Source organism: Microbispora sp. NPDC004025, assembly GCF_053604425.1.
In genome coordinates this window covers 93,600-112,582 of sequence record NZ_JBSGHN010000014.1, presented here as the reverse complement: position 1 = coordinate 112,582, position 18,983 = coordinate 93,600, and the positions used below count along the sequence as shown (strand labels likewise).

19 protein-coding genes are annotated in these 18,983 nt (G+C 72.6%); 14 read left to right on the top strand and 5 right to left on the bottom strand.

The window, feature by feature from the left end:
* Nucleotides 1-81: 81 nt before the first annotated feature.
* On the bottom strand, nucleotides 82-1,455 hold the full coding sequence (locus ACWEQG_RS29845) for an alpha/beta fold hydrolase (protein ID WP_452289781.1): 1,374 nt from the start codon (nucleotides 1,453-1,455) through the stop codon (nucleotides 82-84).
* 217 nt (nucleotides 1,456-1,672) lie between these two features.
* Between ACWEQG_RS29845 and ACWEQG_RS29840 the strand changes: the two genes are divergently transcribed.
* From ACWEQG_RS29840 to ACWEQG_RS29810, 7 genes are all read left to right on the top strand, one after another.
* Nucleotides 1,673-2,665 (top strand): phosphate/phosphite/phosphonate ABC transporter substrate-binding protein, encoded by a 993-nt coding sequence (locus ACWEQG_RS29840; RefSeq protein ID WP_452289779.1) that lies wholly within the window; start codon nucleotides 1,673-1,675, stop codon nucleotides 2,663-2,665.
* The gene (locus ACWEQG_RS29835) at nucleotides 2,658-3,440 is read left to right on the top strand and encodes a phosphonate ABC transporter ATP-binding protein (protein ID WP_452289777.1); all 783 of its coding nucleotides are present in this window, start codon (nucleotides 2,658-2,660) and stop codon (nucleotides 3,438-3,440) included. The genes ACWEQG_RS29840 and ACWEQG_RS29835 overlap by 8 nt, the downstream gene beginning before the upstream one ends.
* The gene (gene phnE, locus ACWEQG_RS29830) at nucleotides 3,433-5,109 is read left to right on the top strand and encodes a phosphonate ABC transporter, permease protein PhnE (protein WP_452289775.1); all 1,677 of its coding nucleotides are present in this window, start codon (nucleotides 3,433-3,435) and stop codon (nucleotides 5,107-5,109) included. The genes ACWEQG_RS29835 and phnE overlap by 8 nt, the downstream gene beginning before the upstream one ends.
* Nucleotides 5,110-5,148: 39 nt before the next feature.
* Complete coding sequence (locus ACWEQG_RS29825; protein WP_452289773.1) at nucleotides 5,149-6,354, top strand: cytochrome P450; 1,206 nt, start codon at nucleotides 5,149-5,151, stop codon at nucleotides 6,352-6,354.
* Nucleotides 6,355-6,758: 404 nt separating this feature from the next.
* Entirely contained in the window at nucleotides 6,759-7,679 is a 921-nt protein-coding gene (locus tag ACWEQG_RS29820; RefSeq protein ID WP_452289771.1) for an alpha/beta hydrolase family protein, read from the top strand.
* Nucleotides 7,676-9,067, top strand: coding sequence for an alpha/beta hydrolase family protein (locus tag ACWEQG_RS29815; protein WP_452289769.1), 1,392 nt, complete (start codon nucleotides 7,676-7,678; stop codon nucleotides 9,065-9,067). Before ACWEQG_RS29820 ends, ACWEQG_RS29815 begins: the two co-directional genes overlap by 4 nt.
* 208 nt (nucleotides 9,068-9,275) lie before the next feature.
* Nucleotides 9,276-9,401 carry a hypothetical protein gene (locus tag ACWEQG_RS29810; protein WP_346229448.1) on the top strand — a complete coding sequence of 42 codons (126 nt, stop codon included), beginning with the start codon at nucleotides 9,276-9,278 and terminating at the stop codon, nucleotides 9,399-9,401.
* A 330-nt stretch (nucleotides 9,402-9,731) separates the two neighbouring features.
* Here ACWEQG_RS29810 and ACWEQG_RS29805 read toward each other — a convergent pair whose 3' ends face one another.
* Nucleotides 9,732-9,926 (bottom strand): CsbD family protein, encoded by a 195-nt coding sequence (locus tag ACWEQG_RS29805; RefSeq protein ID WP_142560504.1) that lies wholly within the window; start codon nucleotides 9,924-9,926, stop codon nucleotides 9,732-9,734.
* 188 nt (nucleotides 9,927-10,114) lie between these two features.
* Between ACWEQG_RS29805 and ACWEQG_RS29800 the strand changes: the two genes are divergently transcribed.
* Nucleotides 10,115-10,591: an SPW repeat protein gene (locus ACWEQG_RS29800; RefSeq protein WP_452289767.1), complete on the top strand. Its 477-nt coding sequence runs from the start codon at nucleotides 10,115-10,117 to the stop codon at nucleotides 10,589-10,591.
* Nucleotides 10,592-10,753: 162 nt separating this feature from the next.
* Nucleotides 10,754-11,716 (top strand): glutathione S-transferase family protein, encoded by a 963-nt coding sequence (locus ACWEQG_RS29795; protein ID WP_452289765.1) that lies wholly within the window; start codon nucleotides 10,754-10,756, stop codon nucleotides 11,714-11,716.
* 13 nt (nucleotides 11,717-11,729) lie between these two features.
* Here the strand turns inward: ACWEQG_RS29795 and ACWEQG_RS29790 are convergent, their stop codons facing one another.
* Entirely contained in the window at nucleotides 11,730-12,902 is a 1,173-nt protein-coding gene (locus tag ACWEQG_RS29790) for an aminotransferase class V-fold PLP-dependent enzyme (protein WP_452289763.1), read from the bottom strand.
* 123 nt (nucleotides 12,903-13,025) lie between these two features.
* Here ACWEQG_RS29790 and ACWEQG_RS29785 point away from each other — a divergent pair, with 123 nt between their 5' ends.
* From ACWEQG_RS29785 to ACWEQG_RS29775, 3 genes are all read left to right on the top strand, one after another.
* Nucleotides 13,026-13,334, top strand: a complete 309-nt coding sequence (locus ACWEQG_RS29785) for a helix-turn-helix transcriptional regulator (protein WP_363468875.1) — start codon at nucleotides 13,026-13,028, stop codon at nucleotides 13,332-13,334.
* A 170-nt stretch (nucleotides 13,335-13,504) separates the two neighbouring features.
* A complete protein-coding gene (locus ACWEQG_RS29780) occupies nucleotides 13,505-14,479 on the top strand; it encodes a TerC family protein (protein WP_452289761.1) in 975 nt (324 codons plus the stop codon).
* Between the two features lie 90 nt (nucleotides 14,480-14,569).
* Nucleotides 14,570-15,217: a 4'-phosphopantetheinyl transferase family protein gene (locus ACWEQG_RS29775; RefSeq protein ID WP_452289759.1), complete on the top strand. Its 648-nt coding sequence runs from the start codon at nucleotides 14,570-14,572 to the stop codon at nucleotides 15,215-15,217.
* A 33-nt stretch (nucleotides 15,218-15,250) separates the two neighbouring features.
* Here ACWEQG_RS29775 and ACWEQG_RS29770 read toward each other — a convergent pair whose 3' ends face one another.
* The gene (locus tag ACWEQG_RS29770; RefSeq protein ID WP_452289757.1) at nucleotides 15,251-16,177 is read right to left on the bottom strand and encodes an SDR family oxidoreductase; all 927 of its coding nucleotides are present in this window, start codon (nucleotides 16,175-16,177) and stop codon (nucleotides 15,251-15,253) included.
* A gap of 121 nt (nucleotides 16,178-16,298) precedes the next feature.
* Between ACWEQG_RS29770 and ACWEQG_RS29765 the strand changes: the two genes are divergently transcribed.
* Entirely contained in the window at nucleotides 16,299-16,865 is a 567-nt protein-coding gene (locus ACWEQG_RS29765; RefSeq protein ID WP_452289755.1) for a TetR/AcrR family transcriptional regulator, read from the top strand.
* A 75-nt stretch (nucleotides 16,866-16,940) separates the two neighbouring features.
* On the opposite strand, the gene ACWEQG_RS29760 is transcribed toward ACWEQG_RS29765, so the two are convergent.
* Nucleotides 16,941-18,107 (bottom strand): erythromycin esterase family protein, encoded by a 1,167-nt coding sequence (locus tag ACWEQG_RS29760; RefSeq protein ID WP_452289753.1) that lies wholly within the window; start codon nucleotides 18,105-18,107, stop codon nucleotides 16,941-16,943.
* Between the two features lie 91 nt (nucleotides 18,108-18,198).
* Here ACWEQG_RS29760 and ACWEQG_RS29755 point away from each other — a divergent pair, with 91 nt between their 5' ends.
* A complete protein-coding gene (locus tag ACWEQG_RS29755) occupies nucleotides 18,199-18,897 on the top strand; it encodes a TioE family transcriptional regulator (protein WP_452289751.1) in 699 nt (232 codons plus the stop codon).
* The last annotated feature ends 86 nt before the right edge of the window (nucleotides 18,898-18,983 follow it).

Here is an 18,983-nt window from a genome sequence, read left to right as displayed (position 1 = left end):
CCGCGTCCGGACTCTTCCCGGCGATCTCCGCCGCGGCCCGGCGGCGCCGGGACGACGGTCCGCGAGCCGTCTTCTCGCTCATCACCGCGGGGGGACGTGGGGACGCAGGAAGCGGCCCGGGGTGTAGTGGACGAACTCCGCGGCGCCCAGCTCCGGGGCCTCGGCGGCCAGGCGTGCGGCCAGCTTGTCGAGCTGGTGAGCCTCGACGTCCGTCCAGCGGCCGGTGGTGACCCGGTTCCTGAGCGTCTGCACCGCGGCGACGAACTCGGCTCCGGTGTAGCGGCAGTGGCCGGGCCGGTCCACGAACGCCTGGCGCAGCATCGCGCCGCTCCCGGCGCGCCGCACCACGTCGGAGTAGGCGCGGGCCTGGGTGACGGTGGGGTAGTTGTCGCCGCGCTCGTGCATCGTCAGGACGGGGACGGCGAGCGAGCCGCGCGGGGTGAAGTAGTCCTCCATGTAGGCGACGGCGCCGGGGTCGGCGGAGACGCGCGGTGCCGCCGCCAGGGCGTCGAGGTCGGCGTCGAGGTCCATCCCCGCGCTGTCGTAGAGGGCGCGCACCTGCTTCATCCGCCCGGACTCCCGCAGTTGCCGGCGGTAGTCCACGCCCGTGTTCCAGGAGAAGTTCCCGCCCGCCCGCTGTTCCAGCGGATAGCGGGGAGAGAAGACGGTCGCCATGAACGCCGCGTACTCCTGGGCCTGCTGCCCCGCCCAGTCGCGCGCGGCGGGCTCGGCGGTGCCGGGCACCGACCAGGTGGAGACCTGGGCGAAGGACGCGGCCAGCGCGATGCGGGCCCGGCCGGCCGGCGTCTGCTGGGCGGCGTCCAGGACGGCGCGGGCGGCCGTCGTGCTCCGCGTCTCCTCATCGGCCGAGGCCAGCCGGACGAGCTTCACCGCGTCGTCATCGGGGGCGAGCAGCGTCTTGAACGCGAAGGCCGCGTCGAGCGACTGGTTGAGCATCGCCACCGGCCCGGCGACCGAGGCGCAGTACGGCAGCGCGCCGTCGATCAGGTCGGGCCGGCGTTCGGCCAGGCCGGCCGCGATGGCGCCGCCCATCGAACCGCCCCAGGCCAGGGTGGTCCTGGGCTTCCCGGCGACCTCGGCGAACTCGGCGAGCGTGTCGGCGGAGGCCCGCAGGGTCTCCTCGACGGCCCAGCCGCTCCCGTAGGGCCGGGTGCCGGCCAGCGCGTACCCGTGGGCCAGCAGCCAGCTTCGCGCGGCGGCGTCGCCGCCGAGGTCGGCCGGCAGATGCTGCGGGCCGGCGCCCTGGCCGTAGCCCGGGCTGAACGTCAGCACGGTGCCGTTCCAGCCGCGCGGGACCTCGATCGCGTACGTGGCGCCGCTCGGGTGGACACCCGTGACGCTGATGGGACCGGACTGGCCGGACGCCGCCGAGGCGTGTGGCAGTCCGGCCGGTGCGAGGGTGAGCGCGAGAGCCGCGGCCGTGAGCACCGTCACGGCCCGGCTCGCCCGATTGATCACTGAACGGGGATTGATGTCCGCCTCCATGGGTGGGCAGCTGCTGCGCCGCGAGATACGCAACAGTTCGGTGGACGCTCGTACATTTATCGCCGCCAATTATGCTCGGCAGAAATCCTACGGTCGTCACAGAAGTGTTGACAATGCTCTGGGGCGTGCTTACTTTGGCCCGACCACCTGCATGTGAGGAGCCTCGATGTCCCGAAACCCAGCGCTGGGCGTCGTCGCGGCGGGTGCCGCGATCGCACTCCTGTCCGCCTGTGGTGCCGGCCCCGGCAGTACCCGCGGCGCGTCCGCCGACGACGGCCGGCCCGATGAGCTGGTCTTCGCCGCCATTCCGTCGGAGCAGAGCGACAACCTCGAGGCGTCGTTCGCCCCGATCGTCTCCGCGCTGCAGAAGGACCTCGGCGTCCCGGTGCGGTTCCAGGCCGTCACCAGCAACGCCGCCGTCGTCGAGGCGCAGGTCGCCAAGCGGGTGGACGTCGCCGTCTACGGGGCTTTCAGCTACTACCTGGCCCGCAGCCGCGCCGACGTCGAGCCCGTGGCCGTCCCGCTGGCCGCTCCGGGCGGCGAGCCGGGCGCCTACGCCTACGGGGTGACCCGCGGCGACGACAAGAGCATCACCTCGCTCAAGGACGTCGCCGGCAAGGACGTCTGCTTCACCGATCCCGGTTCCACCACGGGCTATCTGCAGCCCCTCGCCTCGCTGCGGGAAGCCGGCGTCGACGTGGACAAGGACGTCAAGACGGTGTTCACCCACGGACACGACACGGCGGTCGCCTCGCTGCTGGCCGGCGACTGCGACATCGCCTTCGTCGGCGACGTGTTCATCGACCAGCTGCTGCCCGCCCGCGGCCAGCTCAAGCCGGGGCAGGTCACCAAGGTGTGGACCTCGCCGCTCATCCCCGGGCCGCCGGTCGTGGTCGGCTCCTGGCTTCCGCAGGACGTCCGCGACAAGATCTCCAAGACGGTGACCGGCCTGACCGCCACCGGCGCCGCCTCCGCCGGGCTGTGCAAGGGCAACGAGATCAAGGGTCCGAAGAACTGGGGCCAGTACGCCGACGCCTCGGCCTGCACCCTCGGCACCTCCACCGCCTGGACGTTCGTCAAGGCCACCGACGCCACCTACCAGCCGATCGCGCGCATCTGCGAGATCACCAAGGCCGAGGTCTGCACGTCCGGTGGCTGAGAAACCCGCCGTGATCGGCGACCCCGTGCTGCGGCTGTCGGAGGTCGGCAAGGGCTTCCACGGCACCACCGTGCTCGACGGTGTCTCACTGGACGTCCCGCAGGGGCAGTTCGTCGCCCTGGTCGGCCCTTCCGGGGCCGGCAAGTCCACGCTGCTGCGGCTGGTCAACGGCATGCACCTGCCGGACAGCGGCACCGTGCGCACCCTCGGCGAGAATCCGGCCGCCTGCTCCCGGGGCCGGTTGCGCGCCCTGCGCGCCAGGGTCGGGTTCGTCTTCCAGCAGTTCGGCCTCGTCGGGCGGCTGTCCGCGCTGGAGAACGTGCTGATGGGGTCGCTGGCCACCCTCCGGCTGCCCAGATACGGGGTGATGAGTTACCCGCGCGCGCTGCGGATCCGCGCGGTGGAGCAACTGGACCGGGTCGGGCTCGCGGACCGGCGGTTCCAGCGCTGCGACACGCTCTCGGGCGGGCAGCAGCAGCGGGTCGCGGTGGCCCGGACCCTGCTGCAGAGCCCCGAGCTGATCCTCGCCGACGAGCCGGTCGCCTCGCTCGACCCGGCGGCGAGCGTGCTTGTGCTCGAGATCCTCAAACGGATCAGCGCCGAGGACGGCATCTCCGTGGTGTGCAGCCTGCATCAGATGGAGCTCGCGCTCGCCACCGCCGACCGGGTCGTGGCGCTGCGCGGCGGCCGGCTGGTGCTGGACGAGCCGGCCGCCGGCCTCACCGCCGAGCGGCTGCGGGAGATCTACGACACGGCGGGGGCCCGCGATGGTTAGCACCACCCCCGCCACGCGGGCCCCGGCCGCGCCGGACCCGGGTCCGCTGCGGCCCCCGAGGAGCGCCCGCGCCCTCGTCGCGGCGGGGCTGCTCATCGCGGCCGTGGCCGTCACCTGGCTGACGTTCTGGTGGATCGGCCTGTCCCCCGCCTCGCTCGCCGCCGGGCTGGACGACACCATGCGGCTGCTGCGCCGGATGTGGCCACCGGACCTGCCCGGCGCCGGCGACGTCGCCTCGTTGATCGCCGAGACGCTGCTCATCGCGGTCGCGGGCACCGGCCTGGCAGTGCTGGCATCGGTGCCGCTGGCCTTCATCGCCGCGCGCACCCATCGCGGGCCCCGCTGGCTGCGGCCGGCCGCCCGGGTGGTCGTCGTGCTGACCCGGGCCGTGCCGACGCTGGCCTTCGCGATCCTGTTCGTGCGGATCTTCGGCCTGGGCCCGCTGGCCGGCGCGCTCGCCGTCGCCGTGCACTCGGTGGGCATGATCGCCAAGCTGCTGGCCGACGCCGTCGAGGAGGCCGACCCCGTCCCGGCCGAGGCGGCGCGCGCGTGCGGGGCCGGTGAGGTGCAGGTGGCCGTCTCCACCGTGCTGCCCCGCGTGTTCCCGGCGCTGGCCGGCATCGTGCTCCACCGCCTCGACATCAACATCCGGGCGTCGGCCGTGCTCGGCGTCGTCGGGGCCGGTGGCATCGGTGTCGCGCTGCAGACCGCGCTGGGCAGCCTCAACTACCACCGGGCGGCGGGGATCATCTGCGTCATCGTCGTCCTGGTGCTGCTGCTGGAGCTGCTGTCGGTGGCGGTCCGCCGCCGGACGGTCCACCACGCGGTCCACCGCAGCAGGGCCGGCCGGTCCGCCGGGGACACGACGGGCACGGCCGCGCTGCCCGCCGGACGCGCCCCGCACGACGTCGGCTGGGACCGCGGCCGGGTGCTGCGGGTGACCGGCGCGGCGGCCGCCGGGGTGGTCTTCCTGGTGTCGCTGTGGTCCCTGGACCCCGACCCGGGCCGGCTGTCCGGCGCCTGGCCGAACCTGCGCAGCGTGCTCACCGGCATGTGGCCGCCCGCGTTCTCCGGCGACCTGCTCATGGCGGTGCTGGAAAGTCTGCTCATGGCACTGGGCGCCGCCTCGGCGGGCGCCGCCTGCGGGCTCGTGCTGGCCCTGCTCACCGCCGTCAACACCACCCCCTGGCGGCCGCTGTCCGCGGTGGTCCGGGTGCTGCTGGTGGTGGTCCGGGGCATCCCCGACCTCGTGTACGCCCTGCTGTTCGTGGCCGCGCTGGGGCTCGGCCCGTTCGCCGGTTTCCTGGCGCTGTGGATCTCCTCCACGGCGCTGGCGGCCAAGTTCTTCGCCGACTCCCTGGAGCAGCTCGACCCGCTGCCCCACGAGGCGCTGACATCGGTCGGCGCCCGCCGATGGCAGGCGTTCGCCGCCGGGATCTGGCCGCAGTTCGTGCCGTCGTTCACCGGCAACGGCCTGTTCGTGGCCGACCTGGCGCTGCGGGAGTCGGTCGTGCTCGGCATCGCCGGCGCGGGCGGCGTCGGCTACCTGATGCAGGAGTCGATCGCCACGCTGCGCTACGACACCACCGCCGCGATCGTCATCGCGATCGCCGTCGTCGTGTACGCCATCGAGACGCTCGCCCGGGTCGCGCGCAGGCACCTGCTGTGAGCGGACGGGCCCATGACGGGAAGGGAAAGGGATTCCACCATGACCACCGCCGCCGACGGCCCCGGGCGCGCCTCCGACTGGGACCCCACCGCGCCGGAGACCTTCGACAGCTCCCACGAGGTCTACGCCGGCCTGCGGCGACGCTGCCCGGTGCCGTGGAGCGACGCCTTCGGCGGCTTCTGGGCCGCCACCCGCTACTCGGACGTGGTGCGGGTGGCCCGGGACAGCGAGACGTTCAGCACCGCGGTGCAGAACGTCGTCCCGCACGTGCCGCGCGCCCAGCGGCGGCCGCCGCTGCACTTCGACCCGCCCGAGCATGCGATCTACCGCGCTCCGATGGACCGGGTGCTGCGCCGCGGCGTGGTCCGGCGCCTCGAACCGGCCTTCGCGGAGGCGGCACGCGAGCTGCTGGGGCCGCTGCTGGCCCGCGGCGGCGGCGACTACTCCCAGGAGTTCGCGCTGCCGTACGCCGCGCAGTGCTTCGCGCTCTTCCTCGGCCTGCCGGTCGACCAGGTGCTGGAGATCCGCAGGATCGGCGTCGAGTACAGCTTCGCGATCCAGGAGATGGACCGGGCCGGGGTCATGGCGGCCGGCGAGGAGCTCTACGCGATCGCCCGGGCCATCGTCGAGGACCGCCGGGCCGATCCCCGCGACCCGGACGAGGACCTGGTGGCCAGCCTGCTGCGGGCGTCCGCCGACCCGGTGCGGCCGATCCCGTACGACCTGGTCGTGGCCACGGTGCGGCAGACCATCGTGGCCGGCATCGGTGCGCCGCACGCCGTGCTGGGCAGCGCCGCCGTCCACCTGTCCCGCGACCCCGGCCTCCAGGACCGGCTGCGCGCCGACCCCGGGCTGCTGCCCGCGGCGATCGAGGAGCTGCTGCGGCTGTACGCCCCCTACCGGGTGTTCGCCCGCACCGCCACCCGGGACGTGGAGCTGGGCGGCCGCACCGTGCGCGCCGGTGAGGCGATCACGATGATCTTCCCCTCGGCGAACCGGGACGAGGCGGTGTTCGACGACGCGGACCGGCTCGATCTGGAGCGGCGGCCCAATCGGCACCTCGCGTTCGGCCGGGGCGCGCACCGCTGTCCCGGCGCGGCGATGGCCCGGCTGGAGATGACGGCCGCGCTGGGCGAACTGCTCGCCGCCACCACCCGCGTCGAACCGGACGGCGAGGTCGAGATGTTCAACTGGCTGGAGTTCGGCCCCAGGTCGGCGCCGCTGCGCCTCGTCCCCCGCCGCTGACCCCGGTGCGGACCGGATGACGTTTGCCGACACGAGCGTCATAGGGACGTCGCCCGTCAGCCCGTGGACCGGGCATGCCACTCCACTGCGGCAAGCGACTCGGAGAACGACCACGGCTGCCGGCGTACGGCTCTACCTGTGCGAGCACGGTCATCCGTGCGGCAGGCACGGGCGTGCCGCACCACACCCGCACCGCACCCGGAGCGCGCCCCGGTCGCTCCGCCGCAGGACCGCCGCAGCAATCAAGGGATTGACATCGATGACATAACACTGAACGATCGTCTGCGTTGGCGACTGCTATATGCCTCGCGACAGCTGCCAGGCGCCCCGCCGGCCATTCGCGGACCTCGTCGGGCCCCGAGCCGACACCCCTGCCCGTCCATCAACCGTGGAGGAAACGCAACGTGCCTGCCCGCTCCATGACCGCGCGGACCCTGCTGGCGGCGACCGTGGGGGCGGTCGTCCTCGCCGGCTCCGGCGCCGCCGCGGCGTCGTCCGTCCAGAAGCCGCCACCGCCGAAGCCGCCCGCGGCCGGCGCCCCCGCGCCCACCATCCTGCCCACGGTCCGCGAGGCCGCCGACGGGTTGCCGGGACACACCGTCTACCGCCCGGCCGATCTCAAGTCGCTGCGGAGGGACAGCCTGCCCGTCATCGTCTACGGCAACGGCGCCTGCGCGACGAGCAACCTGGAAGGGATCACGTTCCTGACCGGCCTGGCCTCGCAGGGATACATCGTCGTGGCCAACGGCGGGCTGGACGAGTTCCCCGTCCCCAACACCCCCGAGAACACGATCGCGCACCCCGAGGCGCTCCTCGCTGCCGCCCACTGGGCCACCGAGTCGAAGCAGGCCCGCAAGCAGTTCGAGGGGCGGGCGGACACAACACGGGTCGGCGTGCTCGGCCACAGCTGCGGCGGCGTCGAGGCCCTCGCCGCCGGGACCGACCCCATCGTCGACGCGGTCGCCGGATTCAACACCGGATACTTCGCGGAGCCGGCCTTCGGCGGCTACGGGCGCGACCGTCTCGCCGGCCTGCACACTCCGACGCTGCTGGTGAACGGCGGTCCCGACGACGTCGCCTACCAGAACAGCATCGACAACTACGCCCTGCTCGACGTCCCCGCCGCCCTGGTCGGCGACAAGGCCGCCGGCCACGTCGGTCTGATCGCGGGCCTCGAGGCCACCAAGGGCTGGCAGGTGGCCGCGGACTGGTTCGACTACGTGCTGCGCGGCGATCGGACCGCCGGGGCGCGCTTCGTCGGCCCCGACTGCGGGCTGTGCGGCGAGAACGGCTGGACGGTCGAGTCGAAGGGACTGTCGCTGTGACGCACCGTAAAGTGACCGCGTGCCTGGCCGCCGCGCTGGCCGCAGTCGCCGGGGGCGCGACCGCCGCCGCCGCTGCCCCCGCCGGGCCTCCCGGCGGCACCCCGTGCCTGCCGGACTCCCCCGCCCGCCCGACCTGCATCAGCGGCACCCTCGCGGACGGCACGCCGTACGAGTTCGTCGTCCCGGCCAAGTGGAACGGCACCGTGGTGGTCGCCCTCGACTTCGCCGGTCCGGGCCGGAGCGAGCCCTTGACCGCGCGGTTGCTGGCCGACGGCGTGGCCCGCGGCGGGACGAGCCGGGCGATCACCGGCTGGAACATCAGGTCCGCCATCGACAACCAGGCCGAGGCGCTGGCCCGTTTCGAGCAGGCCTACGGCCCGGCCCGTAAGGCGGTCGCCTCCGGGACCTCGATGGGCGGCTTCGTCGCCGCCGGCGTCGCCCAGGTCCATCCCGGCGTCTTCGACGCCGCCGTGCCGATGTGCGGCGGCCTCGGCGGGTCGGTCGGCCAGTGGAACCAGAAGCTCGACACGGTCTTCGTGCTCGAGCGCCTGGTCGCACCGGGACTGCCGGTCGTCGACATCCCCGCCGACATCGAATCGGCCCGGAAGGCGTGGATCGACGCCCTGGCCGCGGCGCAGCGGACCCCGGAGGGACGGGCCCGGATCGCACTGGCCGCCGCGATCGGCCAGTTGCCGGCCTGGGGCCGCAACCCGGACGGGTCCGTGCCGCCGCCTCCGGACAGCGGGGACGCCGCCGCGCTGCAGCAGGGCGCCTACCTCGCGCTCGCCGGTGGGCCCCTGCCCTACATCGGGCAGGCCATGAGCAGCCGGCGCCAGATCATGGACGTGGTCGGCGGCAACCCGTCCTGGAACACCGGCGTCGACTACGAGAAGCAGTTGAGCCTGGCCGAGCCCGCCCTCCGGCGCGCCGTCCGCGACCTCTACAGGGCGGCGGGTCTGGACCTCGCGGCCGATCTGAAGACGCTGGCCGCCGCGCCCCGCATCGCGGCGGACCCGGACGCCGTCAAGCGCTTCTCGCGCGGGATCGTCCTCAAGGGTGACCTGCGGATCCCCGTGCTGACCCTGTCCGGCACCGGTGACCAGATCTCCACCGTCGCCCAGCAGCAGTCGTACGAGGAGAATGTGCGCCGGGCGGGAGCGAACTCCCTGCTGCGCCAGACCTACACGGAGACCGTCGGCCACTGCGACTTCTCCCCGGCGGAGCAGGAAGCGGCGCTCGACACGATGTTCGACCGACTGCGGAGCGGTCACTGGCCCGCGACGTCCGCCCCGGCGATGAACGCCCGCGCGGCGGCGCTCGCGGCCGACCCCGCTCCTCGGTACGTCCCGTTCACCCCGCCCCGGTTCAACCGTCCCTATCCCGGCTGAGCCGCACGAGCCGCTGCCCGGCCGTACCGGGCAGCGGCCGGGCCGCCGCCCGGGGACACCGGCAGAGGACACGGCAGGGACGCATGATCAGGGCATGTACCCGCAACGGTCACCGATCGTTCACCGAACGGTAACCTTAACTACGCCGTTCTGGGAGGTTTATGCGTCATTCTTCCCTAGAAGCCGATTTGTCCTACTGAGGTGTCAAGTGACTGAGTTCCTCGCCGCCGTACTCTCCCGGGCGGCCATCATGGTCCTGGAAGCGCTGCTCGTGCGTCTCTTCCAGGCTCTTGTGACGTCGACCTTCCGCGTCACGCTGCCGCACGCGGCCTGACCGGCGGGACGTCGCTCATCGCGGGCCGGCGCCGCCGGCCCGGCACCGCAGGGCTCGCGCCGGCGCCGATCCTCCGGATCGGCGGTTCTGCCCGGCCCTGCGATCGGGAGCGGTCCCCGCACCGCTCCGGGCCGCAGGAAGCGCCCGGTCCGGGCCGGTGAACGCGAAAGCCGGCCCCGCTCGGGACCGGCCGCTCCCCCACCCTGACGGGGACGGGAGCGCCGGGCGATCACGCCCGGCTCGGCGGCTCCCTCGTCCCCCGGCGACGGCCACCGCCCGTTCACCCGGGCGGCGTGGCCTGTCACCTTCCGCGGGATCGTCTCCCCGGGGTCAGTCCTTGAAGGCGTCCTTCACCTTGCCGGCGGCGTCCTTCACCTTCTCGCCGGCCTGCTTCATGTGGCTCTTGGACTGATCGGCGCGACCCTCGGCCTCCAGGCTCTCGTCGTCGGTGACCCTGCCGAGCCCCTCCTTGGCCTTGCCGGCGACCTCTTCCGACTTGTTGCGGAACTTGTCCTCGGTGCTCATCCGGACGCTCCTCTCGGTTCCAGAAGCTGACGAACTCCCTCTTTCCCCTGGTGAAGTGGCTAAACGCGACCTGGCACGTCGCACCCGCTTCCGCAAACACAATCCCTCCGAAACGGGAAGAAGTGACGAATCGGGCGTACGCTAGGAATAAGGACTAAAGCACACACCTCTGAAGGGTGGTGTGACGTATGACACACGGTGCCGACATCGGGACGCATCCCGACATCATGCAGATGCGCGCCCGCTACGAGGCCGCCGCGGCGAATCCCGCGGCGCAGCTCGCCGACGGTCTCACGCTCCTGAGCGGCCTGTATCTAGCGCTCTCGCCGTGGATCCTCGGATTCAGCGGCACGCGGACTCCGCTCGCGGTGAACAACCTGGTCACGGGTCTCGCCGTGGCGCTCCTGGCGATGGCGTACAGCTCGGCGTTCGGGCGCACCTACGGACTCTCCTGGGTCGCCCCGCTGCTCGGTATCTGGACCATCATCGCCCCCTGGGTGATCCGGGGAGGCATGGCGACCACTGCGACGATCATCAGCAACGTGGTCGTCGGCGCGCTCATCCTGCTTCTCGGCCTGGCGACGATGCGGTTCGCCATGATGCAGCGCGGCGGGCAGCCCGGCGGCTTCCGCACCGGGACGCCGCACATGGGACCGGCCCACTGACCGATCCCCGGCCGAACGGCGGGCGGCGCACCGCCTCGCCCCGCGCCGGCACACCACGCGGGCGCGGCACCGCCGCCCCCGGGATGCCGTAGCCGTCGTCATGTGACTGTCACCGGCTCCCGTTAGTCTCGTCGTGCAGGAAGACGAGAGGACGGTGGCGGCGTGACGACAACGGCCCCCGTCGCGAGTCCGGTGGACTTCGCGGCCTACGGCGACTACACGGTGAAGGCGGCCACCCGGCCGGACGGGTCCTTCGAGCGGCCCCTGTACCGCTTCCGCGACCGCGTGACGGCCGACGGGAGCAGCGGATACGCCGCCGAGCCCGGGCGTTACCACCTGTACGTGTCGCTGGCCTGCCCGTGGGCCCACCGCTCGGTCATCGTGCGGGCGCTGCTCGGCCTCGAGGACGTCGTGTCGATGTCCGTCGTCGACCCCGTACGCGACGGCCGCGGGTGGGCGTTCCGCGAGGGCCCCGGCCACGGCCCCGACGAGCTCAACGGCTTCACCCTGCTGCGCGAGGCGTACGAGGCGACCGAGCCCGGCTACGACGGGCACGTGTCGGTGCCCGTGCTGTGGGACCGCCGCACCCGCCGGATCGTCAGCAACAACTTCCCCGACATCAGCCTCGACCTCGGCCGGGCGTTCGCGCGGTGGGCCGGGCCGGGGATCGACCTCTACCCGGAGGACCTGCGGGACGACATCGACGCGCTCAACGAGCGCGTGTACGCCGACGTCAACAACGGCGTGTACAAGTGCGGCTTCGCCGAGAGCCAGGGGGCGTACGAGACGGCGGTGACGACGCTGTTCACGGCCCTCGACGAACTGGAGGAGCGCCTCGGCGGCAACCGCTACCTGTTCGGCGACCGGCTCACCGAGGCGGACGTCCGCCTGTGGGTCACGCTGGCCCGCTTCGACACGGTGTACGTGACCCACTTCAAGGCGAACCTGCGCCGCCTCGCCGACTACCCCAACCTCTGGCGTTACGCGCGCGACCTGTACGCGAACCCGGCCTTCGGCGGCACGACGGACTTCGACCACATCAAGCGGCACTACTACGGCACCCACCCGAAGATCAACCCGCTGCGCATCGTGCCCGCGGGACCGGTCATCGACTGGAGCCTGTAGGCGCGACTCCCCGTCACGCGGACGGCAGCGCCGAGCAGAGCCGGTCCAGCTCGTCCTCCGTGTTGTAGTAGTGCACCGAGGACCGCACCAGTGAGGGCAGCCCGCGGGCCTCGAAGTCCCATCGGGCGGAGGTCGCCGCCGACACCGAGACGTTGATCTTCGCGGCCGACAGCCGGGCGGCCACGTCCCGGCTGTCGTGCCCGTCCACGGTGAACGTGACGATGCCGCATCGCCGTGCGCCGCGGTCGTGCACGGTCACTCCGGGGAGGGCGGCCAGCCGTCCGCGCAGCGCCTCGGCGAGGCCCGTCACCCGGTCCTCGACGGCGTCGAGCCCGAGGCCCAGCGCGTAGTCGGCCGCCACGCCGAGGCCGATCTTTCCGGCCACGTAGCCCTCCCAGTTCTCGAACCGCCGGGCGTCGCCGCGCACCTCGTAGGAGTCCGCGGAGGTCCAGGTGGCGGCGTGCAGGTCGAGGAACGGCGGCTCCAGGCGGTCGAGCACACGCCGCGAGCAGTACAGGAAGCCGGTGCCGCGCGGCCCGCGCAGGAACTTGCGCCCGGTCGCCGACAACAGGTCGCAGCCGATCTCGCGGACGTCGACCCGCATCTGCCCGATCGACTGGCAGGCGTCGAGCAGGTACGTCACGCCGGCCTCCCGGGCCACGGCGCCGATCTCGGCCGCCGGGTTGACCAGACCGCCCTGGGTCGGCACATGGGTGACCGCGATCAGCTTGACCCGCTCGTCGAGCATGTCCCGCAGCGCGCCGACGGACAGGGCGCCGGTCTCGTCGTCGGGCACCACGTCCACCTGGACGCCGTGCCGGCGGGCGGTCTGCAGGAAGGCGATCGCGTTGCTGGCGTACTCGGCGCGCGAGGTGAGGATGCGGTCGCCCGGCTTCCAGGACAGGGAGTAGAAGGCCATGTCCCAGGCGCGGGTGGCGTTCTCGACGAGGGCGATCTCGTCACGGTCCGCGCCGACGAGCCGGGCCAGCGCGTCATAGACCCGCTCGGAGCGGTCGAGGGCGGCGGCGGCCGCCTCGTAGCCGCCGATACGCTCCTCCAGGCGCAGGTGGTCCACCACGGCGTCGGTGACCTGGCGCGGCGGCAGCGACGAGCCGGCGTTGTTCAAGTGGACGACGTGCTCACACCCCGGCGTGTCCGCCCGCACCCGTCCGACGTCGATGGTCACGTGAGCCTCCCTGAAGTTCCGCGGAAGCCCTCATTCTGCCCGGCGTTCACGATCGTGGTGTCCGCCGCGTTCGGCAGGGTGTCCCGACCTTCGTTTCGTGAATCGCTCATCGCATAATGAGGTATGAGCACCTCCTCCCCCGCGGGCGGCTGGACGTTCCTCACCAACCACGCGCACGTCCTGCTGGCGCTCTCCCGCGATCCCGACGCGCGGCTGCGGGACGTCGCCGAGTCGGTCGGCATCACCGAACGGGCGGCCCAGACGATCGTCTCCGACCTGGAGGCGGCCGGTTACCTGCGTCGCGAGCGCGTGGGGCGCCGCAACCACTACACGATCAACCCGCTCGCCCCGTTCCGGCACCCGATCGAGCGGCACCGGCACATCGGCGAGTTTCTCGAGCTGTTCGGGGCGCCGGTTGACGCACGAAACTGATTTCGTGAATACTTGAGCATAGTTCGAGGGGGAGTACCCGGCTTCCTCAGCGTCGTCATCACGGCCGCCGTCCTAGGGCGTCCCGGCGCGAGGGTCACCGCAGCTGGTGGCACGGGGAGACCGTCGGCCTGCCGAGCCCGCCGCGTGTGCGGCGGTGATGGAGGTTGACGATGTCGGTGCCCCTGTGGATCTGGGCCGCGGTTCTGGCGGTCATCCTCGCCATGCTCGCCGTGGACCTGTTCGCCCATCGCCGGGCCCACGTGGTGGGCACCCGTGAGGCGCTGACCTGGTCGGGGCTGTGGATCGCGCTCGGGCTCGGCTTCGGGGCCGTGGTCTGGCTCGTGTGGGGGCCCGAGGCGGGCGGGGAGTATCTGGCCGGCTATCTCATCGAGAAGTCCCTGGCCGTCGACAACGTCTTCGTGATCGCGCTGCTGTTCTCGTTCTTCGCGGTCCCCCGCGAACTGCAGCATCGCGTGCTGTTCCTCGGCGTGCTCGGCGCGCTGGTCTTCCGCGCGATGTTCATCGGCGCGGGCGCCGTGCTACTCGAACACTTCCACTGGATCCTGTACGTCTTCGGCGCGTTCCTGCTCTACACCGGCGTGAAGATGGCCAGGCATTCGGCGATCGAGGTGCACCCCGACCGCAACCCGATGCTGCGCCTGATGCGCCGGTTCATCCCCGTCACCGACACCTACCAGGGCCAGCGGTTCCTCGTACGGCGGGACGGCGACTTGCAGGACGGGCGTGGACGGTGGGCCGCGACACCGCTGCTGGCCGTCCTGGTCGCGGTGGAGACCAGCGACATCGTCTTCGCCGTCGACTCGATCCCGGCGATCTTCGCCGTCACCTCCGAGCCGTTCCTCGTCTTCACCTCCAACGCGTTCGCGATCCTGGGGCTGCGGGCGATGTACTTCCTGCTGGCCGGGGCCATGCACCGGTTCGGGTATCTGCGGTACGGCCTGGCGGCCATCCTCGTGTTCGTCGGCGCGAAGATGCTCCTCGCCGACGTGTACAAGATCCCCGTCTGGCTGTCGCTCGTGGTCATCTGCGCCTGCCTCGCGATCGCCGTGGGCGCGAGCCAGTACAGGAACCGCCGCGAGGCGCGCGACGGGACCCGGCTGACCGCCGGAGAGCAGCAGCGGTAGCTCCGCCTGCCAATCGATCTTCCGCCGCGGCGTGTGGATCTGTACCCTCCACACAGTGGAGGGGATGTCCGCGATGCCCGGCACGGCCGCATGATCGGCGAGATCCTGCCCTCGTGGGTGGCGTCGGCCGAGAGATTCGGCGACGCGCCGGAGGAGACGCTGTTCCCGGAGGAACGACCTGTCATCGCGCGGGCCGTCGACCGGCGCCGCCGTGAGTTCGTCACCGGACGCCACTGCGCCCGGCTCGCGCTGGCCCGGATCGGCGTGACGCCGGGGCCGATCCCGCGCGGCGAGCGGGGCGCCCCGGTCTGGCCGGCCGGGACGGTCGGCAGCATCACCCACTGCTCGGGGTATCGCGCGGCGGCCGTCGCCTCCACCGGCGTGGCGCGCGCCGTCGGCATCGACGCGGAGACGCACGCGCCCCTGCCCGCGGACGTCCTTCCCACGATCGCCTCTCCCGGCGAGATCGACGCCCTCCGGGCACTGGACGGCGCGGACGGCAAGATCTGCTGGGACAGGATCCTGTTCAGCGCCAAGGAGTCGGTCTACAAGGTCTGGTTCCCGCTCACCGGCAGGTGGCTCGACTTCTCCGAGGCGGTCGTGGACATCGACGCCTCCGGCTCGTTCAGCGCGCGACTCCTGGTCGACGACCCGGCCATGGGAACCCGCGCCCTGTCGGGCCGGTGGGTGGTGAGCGACGGGCGCCTCGCGACCTCGATCGTCCTCCCCCGGCCCTGACGATCCCGCACCCGCGCGCCGGCCGGTCACCGATCACCGGGCGCGGAAGTAGTGGCCCTTGCCGAGATCGTCGAGCAGCCCCGGCTGAACCGGCCGCCACCCCAGCAGTTCGCGGGTCAGCGCGCTCGACGCCGGGGCATCGGTCCCGATCATCCCGCCCAGCCAGGAGAAGTGCTCGCCTGCCTCCTCGCGGGCGATCGAGACCACCGGCAGGCCGAGGTGGCGGCCGATCACCCCGGCGACGGCACGGATCGGCACGCCCTCGTCGGCGACCGCGTGCAGCACCGATCCCGCCGGGGCCTTCTCCAGCGCGAGGCGGAACAGGTGCGCGGCGTCGAGGCGGTGCACCGCGGGCCAGCGGTTGGACCCGTCGCCGACGTAACCGGAGACGCCCCGGTCGCGGGCGATGCCGGCCAGCACGGCCATGAAGCCGTAGTCGCCCTCGCCATGCACCGTCGGGGGCAGGCGCAGCACCGACGAGCGGACACCGTGACCCGCGAGGTCGAGCGTCCGCAGCGCGGTGGCCTGCCGGGCTCCCGGGCCGTCGCCGTGCCCCGCGCCGGAGCCGGGATCACGCCCGTCCCGTTCGGTCGCCACCCGGCCCGGCGTGAGCCCGAGGAGCCCGGAGGCGATCACGAACGGGCGATCGGAGCCCGCGAGCGCCTCGCCGAGCGTCTCGACGGCGCGGCGATCCGCCTCGGCGGCGCCCCGGAAGTCACCGCTGAAGGCGATGTCGTGCTTGAACGCGAGGTGGATCACACCATCCGACGCTGCGGCCGCGCTCCTCAGGGTGTCGAGGTCGTCGATGGTGCCGCGGCACACCTGCGCCCCGGCCTCGGTGAGGGCGGCGGCCGAGGCGTCGGACCGCGCCAGCCCGACGACCTCGTGGCCCGCACCGATCAGTTCGGGCACGACGGCGGAACCGATCCAGCCGGACGCGCCGGTGACGAATACGCGCATGACGGACTCCCAACGGTTGGTCGCCCTCGACCCCGGAAGACTCCCCGGCGAGGGCTATGTCAGTGACTGCCATCAAGCTAGCATCGATGTCAGTGACTGTCATCCGGGTAGGATCCCGGGCATGGGTCGATGGGAGCCGAACGCGCGCGGCCGTCTCGCGGAGGCGGCGCTGGAGCTCTACGTCGAGCGCGGTTACGAGCAGACCACGGTGGCGGAGATCGCCAAGCGGGCGGGACTGACCGAGCGCACGTTCTTCCGGCACTTCGCGGACAAGCGGGAGGTGCTGTTCTCCGGCTCGGAGGCGCTCCGGGAGCACCTCGTGAACGCGGTCGCCGGCGCCCCGGACTCCGCGGCGCCGATCGAGGCGGTGACCGCCGCTTTCGAGGAGGTCGGCGTCCTGTTCCAGGAGGACCGCGAACGCGTTCTGCGGCGGCAATCCGTCATCGCCGCCAACGCCGAACTACGGGAGCGCGAGCTGATCAAGCTCGCATGGTGGTCCGCGGCCCTCGCCGGCACGCTCCGGCGGCGCGGCGTCGCGGATCCGGCCGCGAGCCTGGCCGCCGAGGCGGGCGTCGCCGCCTTCAAGATCGCGTTCGAACGCTGGATCGGCGGCCCCGGCGAGCCGGACCTGTCGGAGCTCATCCGGGAGTCGTTCGACGAGCTGAAGACCGTGGTCGCGGGCGGATGACCGTCTGTCTCCGCCGGCGGGGGGCCGTGGATTGACGCGCGCGTGCCGGGCACCCCTGACACGCGCGCGGCCCTGTCACGCCGACGTGACCACCCGCTTGAGGAAGACGACGCCGTCGATCATGTCGAGCTGGGCCGGGTCCAGCGGGAAATAGGCGAAGTCGCGGGAGACGCGCGGGGCGGGCTTCGTGACGGCCCGGGCCAGCCCGCGAGCGTCGACGAGAGAGCGGTCCCACGCAAGCGTGGACAAGATGCCCTCGACGGTGTCCGGGGGCGGGGTGTCGTCGCCGGTCGTGCCGAAGGCCGAGGCCAGGAAGGCGTACCGGTCGCCCAGGTGCGTCGCGATGATCGCCCCCGCGCTCCACCACTCCAGTCGCCCGTCGCCGAACGGCATCACGCTCTTGTTCCGCTGCAGGTGGAGATTGCTGGCGAAGACCAGGGCCGGGCCGTGCTCCGCGACGGCGCGCAGATTGGCGGCCATCATCGCGTCCCGCAGGGCCGACAGCCGGGTCCACCGGGCCGGGGACGCGTCGGCCATCCAGTAGTGGTAGCGGAGCAGACCGGTGGCGGTGCGCGCGTACAGTTCCGCCCGCCGCCTGTCCTCCGCGGCCAGCTGCGGCGCCTGCGTCTCGAGCAGGGCCGCCAGGTCGTCGGCGATCAGCCGCAGCCGCCGCGCGTCGGCGGACCGGCCGATCGACTGGGACGGATCCATGGCCGTGGCCTCGTTCGACCACCGGTCGTCCGGGCCCAGCAGGGTGTCGAGAGCCTCCCCGGTCACCACGGTGCCGGGAAGCGGGCCGTCGAGGAGGGCGTGGAGGGCGGTGAGCGCCTGGCGCGGGCTCGCCGCCCAGTACTCAAGAGGGCCGTCGAACCCGAAGAACCGGAGCTTCTCGTCATGCTCCTCGTTGTAGGCCCGCATCCAGCGCACCAGCTCGCGGTTGGCCGGCGACGCGCCGAAGCCGTGGCTGAAGCCCTGTTCCATGACGTGGTCGAGAGTGCCCACGCCCGTCGTGATGTAGTCGTCCACCACGAGGCCCATGAGGCAGTCGCTTTCGATGGCGAACGACCGGTAGCCCTCGTGCTCGACCAGATGCCGGAAGATCTCGTTGCGCACCTCGCCCAGCTCCCCCACGAAGTGCCTGGCCTCGCCCATGCCGAGCAGCAGGGGCCGGGCGGGAAGCGACCGCAGGAACGCCGAGACTCCCGCGCCGTCGAGCGGCCGGGCCGTGTCCTTGATATCCATTCCTTTGACGGTATCGTTGAACATTCGGTGTAAACTTTCGGCCGGAAATCCCCTGTCTGATCGCGATGGACCTTCAATCGGTGATGCAGCCATGAGGCCGGTGGACCTGGCGCGCGAGCACGGCCTGTCCACCCAGGCGGTCAGGAACTACGAGGACGCCGGCATCCTGCCCGCCGCAGAACGCACCGTCCACGGCTACCGCACCTACACGCCGCTGCACGCGCGAGCCCTGCGCGCGTTCATCGCCCTCGTGCCCGGGCACGGTCACCAGACGGCCACGGCGATCATGCAGGCGGTCAACCGGGGCGCCGCCGAGGACGCGCTCCGGCTCATCGACGAGAGCCACGGCCGGCTCCTCGACGACCGCCGCACCCTCCAGGCCGTCGAGGCCGCGCTCCGCGATCTGGCGCCTAAGACCGACGACCACGTGCCGCAGGAACGCGGCGACACGTTCATCGGCCCCCTGGCCAGACGGCTCGGCCTGCGCCCCGCCACTCTGCGCAAATGGGAGCACGCCGGGCTGGTCCGGCCGCGCCGCGATCCGCGGACGGGCTATCGCGTCTACAGCGCGGCCGACGTGCGCGACGTCCGGCTGGCCCACCAGCTCAGAAGGGGCGGCTACCTGCTGGAGCAGATCGCCCCGCTGATCGCCCAGGTCCGCTCCGCCGGAGGCGTCGCCCCGCTGGAGTCGGCCCTGTGCGACTGGCGGGCCCGCCTGTCCGCCCGGGGCCGCGCCATGCTCAAGGGCGCCGCCGACCTGGACGCGTACCTCCGCGCCCGCGACCCCTGAAGCCGATGCGCCGGCGCGCCGCCGGCGCCAGTCCGCGGGGAGGCGGACACCGTGTGAGGCCCAGCCACCCCGCACTGTGCACGGGA